The sequence below is a fragment of the Actinomadura logoneensis genome (assembly GCF_003428695.1).
In the GTDB taxonomy this organism is placed as follows: Bacteria; Actinomycetota; Actinomycetes; order Streptosporangiales; family Streptosporangiaceae; genus Spirillospora; species Spirillospora logoneensis.
This window is the reverse complement of sequence record NZ_QURH01000143.1, coordinates 1-6,049: the sequence shown is the minus strand read 5'-3', so window position 1 is coordinate 6,049 and position 6,049 is coordinate 1. Positions and strand designations below refer to the sequence as shown.

The 6,049-nt window shown below is 73.4% G+C and carries 4 protein-coding genes; all 4 read right to left on the bottom strand.

From position 1 onward, the window contains the following. Positions 1-100: 100 nt before the first annotated feature. Positions 101-388 carry an Lrp/AsnC family transcriptional regulator gene (locus DZF91_RS07440; RefSeq protein ID WP_117356744.1) on the bottom strand — a complete coding sequence of 96 codons (288 nt, stop codon included), beginning with the start codon at positions 386-388 and terminating at the stop codon, positions 101-103. A 335-nt stretch (positions 389-723) separates the two neighbouring features. Then, a complete protein-coding gene (locus DZF91_RS07435) occupies positions 724-3,582 on the bottom strand; it encodes a DUF5682 family protein (RefSeq protein ID WP_117356743.1) in 2,859 nt (952 codons plus the stop codon). 266 nt (positions 3,583-3,848) lie between these two features. Then, positions 3,849-4,976 carry an ATP-binding protein gene (locus DZF91_RS07430; protein WP_117356742.1) on the bottom strand — a complete coding sequence of 376 codons (1,128 nt, stop codon included), beginning with the start codon at positions 4,974-4,976 and terminating at the stop codon, positions 3,849-3,851. 17 nt (positions 4,977-4,993) lie between these two features. After that, positions 4,994-6,049, bottom strand: a 1,056-nt coding sequence (locus DZF91_RS07425; RefSeq protein WP_117356741.1) for a VWA domain-containing protein, incomplete at its 5' end; no start/stop codon positions are given.

The following is a 6,049-nucleotide window of genomic DNA, read 5'->3' as shown; positions in this document are numbered from 1 at the left end:
GCGCCCGACCAGGGGCGCGGCGGGCCGCTTCCGTCGGACGTGCCCGGCGGGCGTCCGGAGCGGGCCCTGCCGCGCGGCCCGGCTCGGGGACGGTCCGTGCTCAGTCGGCGTCGGGGAGGCCCAGCGAGAAGGCGACCTCGAGGTCGTGCTGGGAGTAGGTGCGGAAGGCGATGTGGGTCTCGGTGCCGCGGACGCCCTTGACCTTGTTCAGCCGTCCGGGGATCACCGCGTTCAGGTCGTCGTGCCGCCGGACCCGCACCATGGCCACCAGGTCGTACCCGCCGGTGATCGAGTAGACCTCGCTGACCCCGTCCAGCGCGGCGATCTCCTCGGCCGCCTCGTGGACGCGGTCCACGTCGGTCTTGATGAACACGAGCGCGGTGACCACAGATCCTCCCGAATGCGTCGTTACCGTCCGAGCCTATCCGGGGGCCGCGCCGCCCCCGACCGCCCGCCCGGCCGAACGGACCCGGCGCCGCCCCATGCCCCGGACGCCGGTGTCGGACCGTCCGGGGCACGGGACGGGTCGGCGCGAGTGCACGGATGCTCAAGAGCCTTTTCAACTTGGCCGACCACGCGCGCGAACGCGTGACCTGCCCGGTGCAGCGAAGCCGGAGGCGAGCGGAACCGGGCACATCGCGAAGCGATGCCGCGTTCGCCCAGGCACGGTCACGCAGCGAGCCCCTGGGCGAGCGAAGTGGGCCGGGACTGCGATCAACACAGCTAGGCGGTGATCAGGGCGGTGAGGGCTTCGGCGGCGGCCGGGTGGCGGTCCAGCAGGGCCGCGGCCTCGGCGTGCGCCGGGGTGTCCGTCTCCTCGGCCGTCCGCCAGACCGGGTCCAGGCCGAACAGGGCGGCCAGCGCGTCGCACGCGGAGGGGTGCGCGGCCAGCAGCTTCCCGACCGGCCCGGACGGGGCCGCGGCCCCGGTGGAGGCGGCGGGCGGCGTCTTCCGGTCGTGCGAGGCGTCCCACGGCGGCGTCCAGGCGTCCAAGGCCGCCAGGGAGCCGGGGAAGGTGCGCCCGGCCTCCCGCGTCAGGACCGGCACGAGCTCCGCCGCGTGGTCGCGGAGCGTGGTGACCAGCCGCGGCAGCCACGGCAGCAGGACGTGGTCGGGCAGGCTCCCGAACGCCTTCGACATCACCTCCACGACGAACGGCGCGAACGTGGGCACCGGCTCCAGCGCCTGGACGAACCCGCTCAAATAGTGCGGGAAGGACGGCACGACCAGCGGGTTGCCGAGCATCGCGTCACAGCGCTCCCGCAGTTCGGCGCGGGTCAGGACGCCGAGCTGCAGCCGCGCCGCCCACAGCAGCGCCACCTTCGCCGGGGCCTCCGGATGCGACTGCGCGACCGCGATCTCGAGCTGGGCGTGGTCGCAGCCGAGCGACAGCGCCAGGCTCTCCATCCCGAACAGGAAGCCGAGCATCGCCGCGACCTGCCGGACGCCCGTCTCCTCCTCGGTGAACGCCGTCGGCAGCAGCGTGCAGTAGTGCGCGTACCCCTCGGTGACGAACCGCTCGCACCAGGCGGGCAGCGCCGGCTCGGTCGCCCGGTAGTGCGCGAGCAGCCGCCGGACGCGGCGCAGCACCTCGGGGGCGTCGTCCACGGTCCGCTCGGCCGCCAGCAGCTCGACCGCGCGGGCGCCGAGCTCGTCCACGAACCGCCGGTTGCGGAGCAGGACGAGCGCGTCCTCCACGGCGGCAAGCGCGGTCGAGGCCGTCGCGGACGGAGCCCAGGCGGCCTTGCGGAGCCGCTGCTCCAGCACCTGCTCGACGGTGACGCCCTCGTAGCCGAGCTCGACCAGCCAGCGCTGGTCGCGGCCGAGCGCCAGGTCCCAGCTCTCCTGGACGGACTGCTCCCCGAGCGTCCGCGAGCCCATGATCGGCCGGACGACGCCCGCCGGGAGCAGCCGGTGCAGCATCCACAGCACGTCCGAGCACGCCCGCAGCCGCGGCTCCGCCCGCAGGTCGAGCAGCGCCCGCTGGACGGTCCGCTTGGACAGGTCCACGCCGAGGGGTTCGAGCCGGTCCAGGACGTTCTGGGCGAGCGGCGGCAGCGCCGCGTACCCGACCTGGCCGACCCGGTCGCCGCCGAGCAGGATCTCGCACAGCCGCCGGACGTCCCGGCGGCCCGGCACGGCGTCCTTCTCGATGCAGGTGACCGCCGCGTCCTGGAAGTCGTACGGCGTCGGACGGCTCCGCCCGCGCATCCCCGCCAGCAGCACCGACGTCTCGACCACCGCGATCGCGTCGGCGGTGCTCGCCAGGTAGCCGTTGCGGCGGGCCAGCCGGACCAGGTCGACCGACCACGCCAGCAGCTCCGCCTCGTCCAGCGCGCCCGGCTCGGGCGGGGTGGTGAGGAAGCCGGACAGCCGGTCCTCGACCGGGCCGCCGCCGGCCGGGGCGGCCTTGGGCGTCCGGCGGGCCGTGCCCTTCCGCCCGGTCAGCCGGAACGGCGCGACACCGCCGCGCTTGAGCGCCTTCTCCCAGGTCGCGGCGGCGATCGACACCGAGCCGCGGGCCAGCCCGAACTGCGCCTCGATCGCCGAGTGGCTGGACGGGATCAGGCCGTGCAGCCAGCGCGTCCCGGTCGGCTCGGCGATCTCGTACGGCGCGGCCGAGCGGACCCCGAACTGCTCGACGCGGCTCGCCGCGTGCAGCGCCCCGCACACGTACAGGGCGTCGCCCGGCTCGGTCCCGGACGCGGCGAGGTGCTGCCGCATCCGGGTCCACATGTGCCGCTCGCGCTCCTCGCTGCGGCGCAGGTCGCCGGTGTCGCGGAGCCGCCGGAACAGGCTTCCGACCAGCAGCATCACCTGCCGGTAGGCGTCGTACCCGGCGCCGCTGAGCGGCTGCTCGACGTACTGGTCCCACCACTCCGACCAGTGCCGGACGCGCCCGTGGTGCAGCAGGTGCTCCTCGAGCTCGGCGAAACCGGGACGCAGGTCGCCCAGCTCGATGCCGACCGCGTCGCCGTGCAGGACGGAGTCCTCGTCGCCGTCCGGCTCCCCCTCGGCCCCGGCTGCGGGCACGGACCCGGCGGCGGGTGCGGTCCCGACGTCCGGTGCGTTCTGGCCGGTCTTCCGGGACGCCGCCGGGTCGGACTGCTCCCACTGGAAGACGTGGTCGGTGGACCAGTCCACGGCGACCAGTTCGACGCCCGGCGTCTCCAGCGCGTACGCGATGGCCTGGTACTCGGCGGACGCCTCGGTGATCGGCGCGACCACCGACAGCGGCGCCCACTCCTCGTCGAAGCCCTGGATGTCGCTGGCGAACGCCTGCAGTGCCACCGGCAGCCGGCAGTTGCGCAGCTCGTCCAGCAGGGGCCGCATGTCCTCGCAGAGCTCGAGGTAGACGACCTTCGGCCGCTTCTCCCGCAGCCGCCGCGCCATCGCCAGCGCGGACGCCGGGGAGTGGTGGCAGACCGGGAAGATCTCCAGCTCCTCGGCCAGGGCGCGGTCGACGTCGTCCACCATGCCCGCGAGGATGTCCGCGGCCGCGCCGGGCGCGCCCGCGAACCGCTCCGCCGCGTCCCGCAGCTGCCCCCGCAGGGCCCCGAACCGCCCGTCCCTCGCGTCCACCGCACCCGGGGCGTCCGCCGGGTTCGAAGCGTCCGCCGCACCTGGGGCGCCCGTCGAGTTCGAAGCGCCCGTCGAGTTCGAAGCGCCCGCCGCATCTGAGGCGACCGCCGGGGTCGGGCCGGGCGTCGCGTTCGCCGCGTCCTCTGCGCCCAGGGCGTCCGCCGGGGCCGGCGTTCCCTGCTCGTCCGGTGCGTCCGGGGAGGGCGCCGGGGGGCGTGCGTTCCGCACTGGTCGTCCCTTCTGCTCGGGAGGTGGGCCGGGGGTGGTCACGAGAGGGTCGCGATCGCGTCGCGGCCGCCCTCCAGGAAGTCCTTCCACTCCCCGCCCTCCTTCTTGCCGCGTCCCTCGACCACGCCGTGCCAGAACTTGTTGAGGATCGCCAGGTCCTCGGGGGTGCGGCGGGCCAGGGATCCGACCAGCGAGGACGCCAGGGTCGTCGCGCGCAGCGTGTCGTCGCCGAAGAACCGGCTGTGCAGGATCGCGTCCTCCAGGACGCCGATCTGCTCGGCCGTGGACAGCGCCGACTCCAGCCGCTCGTCGTCGCTGGTCGCGGCGGCCGACGCGGCGCGCAGGTCGGCGAAGCTCTGCAGCAGGATGTCCAGCAGCGTCGGCGGCACCTCCAGCTCGATCCGGTGCCGGCGCAGCAGCTCGGTGGTGCGGAACCGGACGATCTCCGCCTCGCTCTTCTTGTTCGTCACGACCGGGATGCGGACGAAGTTGAACCGGCGCTTCAGCGCGGACGACAGGTCGTTGACGCCCCGGTCCCGGCTGTTGGCGGTCGCGATGATCGAGAAGCCGGGCTTGGCGAACACGATGTTGTCGTCGTCCAGCTCGGGGATGGAGACGTACTTCTCGGACAGGATCGAGATCAGCGCGTCCTGGACGTCGCTGGTCGAGCGGGTCAGCTCCTCGAACCGGCCGATCACGCCGGTCTCCATCGCGGTCATGATCGGGGACGGGATCATCGACTCCCGGGACTGCCCCTTGGCGATCACCATCGAGACGTTCCAGGAGTACTTGATGTGGTCCTCGGTGGTGCCCGCGGTGCCCTGCACCACCAGCGTGGAGTTGCGGCAGACCGCGGCGGCCAGCAGCTCGGCCAGCCAGCTCTTGCCGGTGCCGGGGTCGCCGATCAGCAGCAGGCCGCGGTCGGACGCCAGCGTGACGATGCTCCGCTCGACGAACGTCCGGTCGCCGAACCACTTCTGCGGGATCTCCCGGTCCAGGCCGTCGGCGCGCTCGGACCCGAGGATGAACGTGCGGACCATCTTCGGGCTGAGCCGCCACGCGAACGGCTTGGGCCCGTCGTCCACCGACTCCAGGTAGTCGAGCTCGTCGGCGTACTTCACCTCGGCGGGCGCGCGCAGCATTCCCCGCTCGTCGGACTCGCTCATGTCATGCCTCCAGTGGGCTAGTCGAGGAAGTTCTTCAGTTCGGACACCAGCCGGCCGATGCGTCCGGAGATCACCGGCGTGCCCATCGTCTTGAAGCGCTGGCGGAACCAGGGGTTGACGTGCTGGCTCCCGGAGCTGGTCACCGAGCCGACGGGGATCACCTTCACCCCGGAGCGGTGCACCGCCTGCAGGCCGTCGAACAGCGGCTGGGAGCGGTCGAACTCGTAGAAGTCGGAGATCCACACCAGCACGGTGTTGCGCGGATCGGTGATCTTGGGACGGGCCATCGCGAGCGCCACCGGGCCGTCGTTGCCGCCGCCGAGCCTGGTCCGCAGCAGCACCTCGAACGGGTCGTGCACCCAGGGGGTGAGGTCGATCGCGCGGGTGTCGTAGGCGATCAGGTGCACGTCCACCTTCGGCAGCCCGGCGAAGATCGACGCCAGAATGGTGCAGTTGACCATGGAGTCGACCATCGACCCGGACTGGTCCACCACGACGACCAGGCGGGCCGGGGTGGTGCGCTTGGCGGTGTGCTTGTAGAACAGCCGGTCGACGTAGAGGCGCTCGTCGTCCGGGCTCCAGTTGGTGAGGTTCTTCCAGATCGTCCGGTCGAGGTCGAGGTTGCGGAACACCCGCTTCGGCGGGACGGACCGGTCGGGCGAGCCGACGCTGGTCTGCCGCACCTGCGTCCTCAGCACCTCGGCAACCTCGTCCACGTACCGGCGGATCAGCCGCTTGGCGTTGGCCAGCGCCACCCCGGACAGGTTCGACTTGTCGCGCAGCAGCTGCTCGATCAGCGACATGCTGGGGGTGAGCCGCGCGGCGAGCCTGGGGTCGGCCAGGACCTCGCGCAGCCGCATCCGCTTGACCAGGTCGCCCTCGATGTCGCGGAGGATCCGTTCGATGTCCCCGGCGTCGAAGCCGGACCCGGCCCCGCCCGGCCCGAAGCCCGGCGTCGTGGTGATGCCGCCCGGCTCGCCGCCGTCGCGGTCGCCGGAGCCCGCGCTCTCCGGTCCGGCGCCCGGCCGACCGGTGGGACCGGTGCCGGGACCGCCGCCCCGCCCGCCGCACAG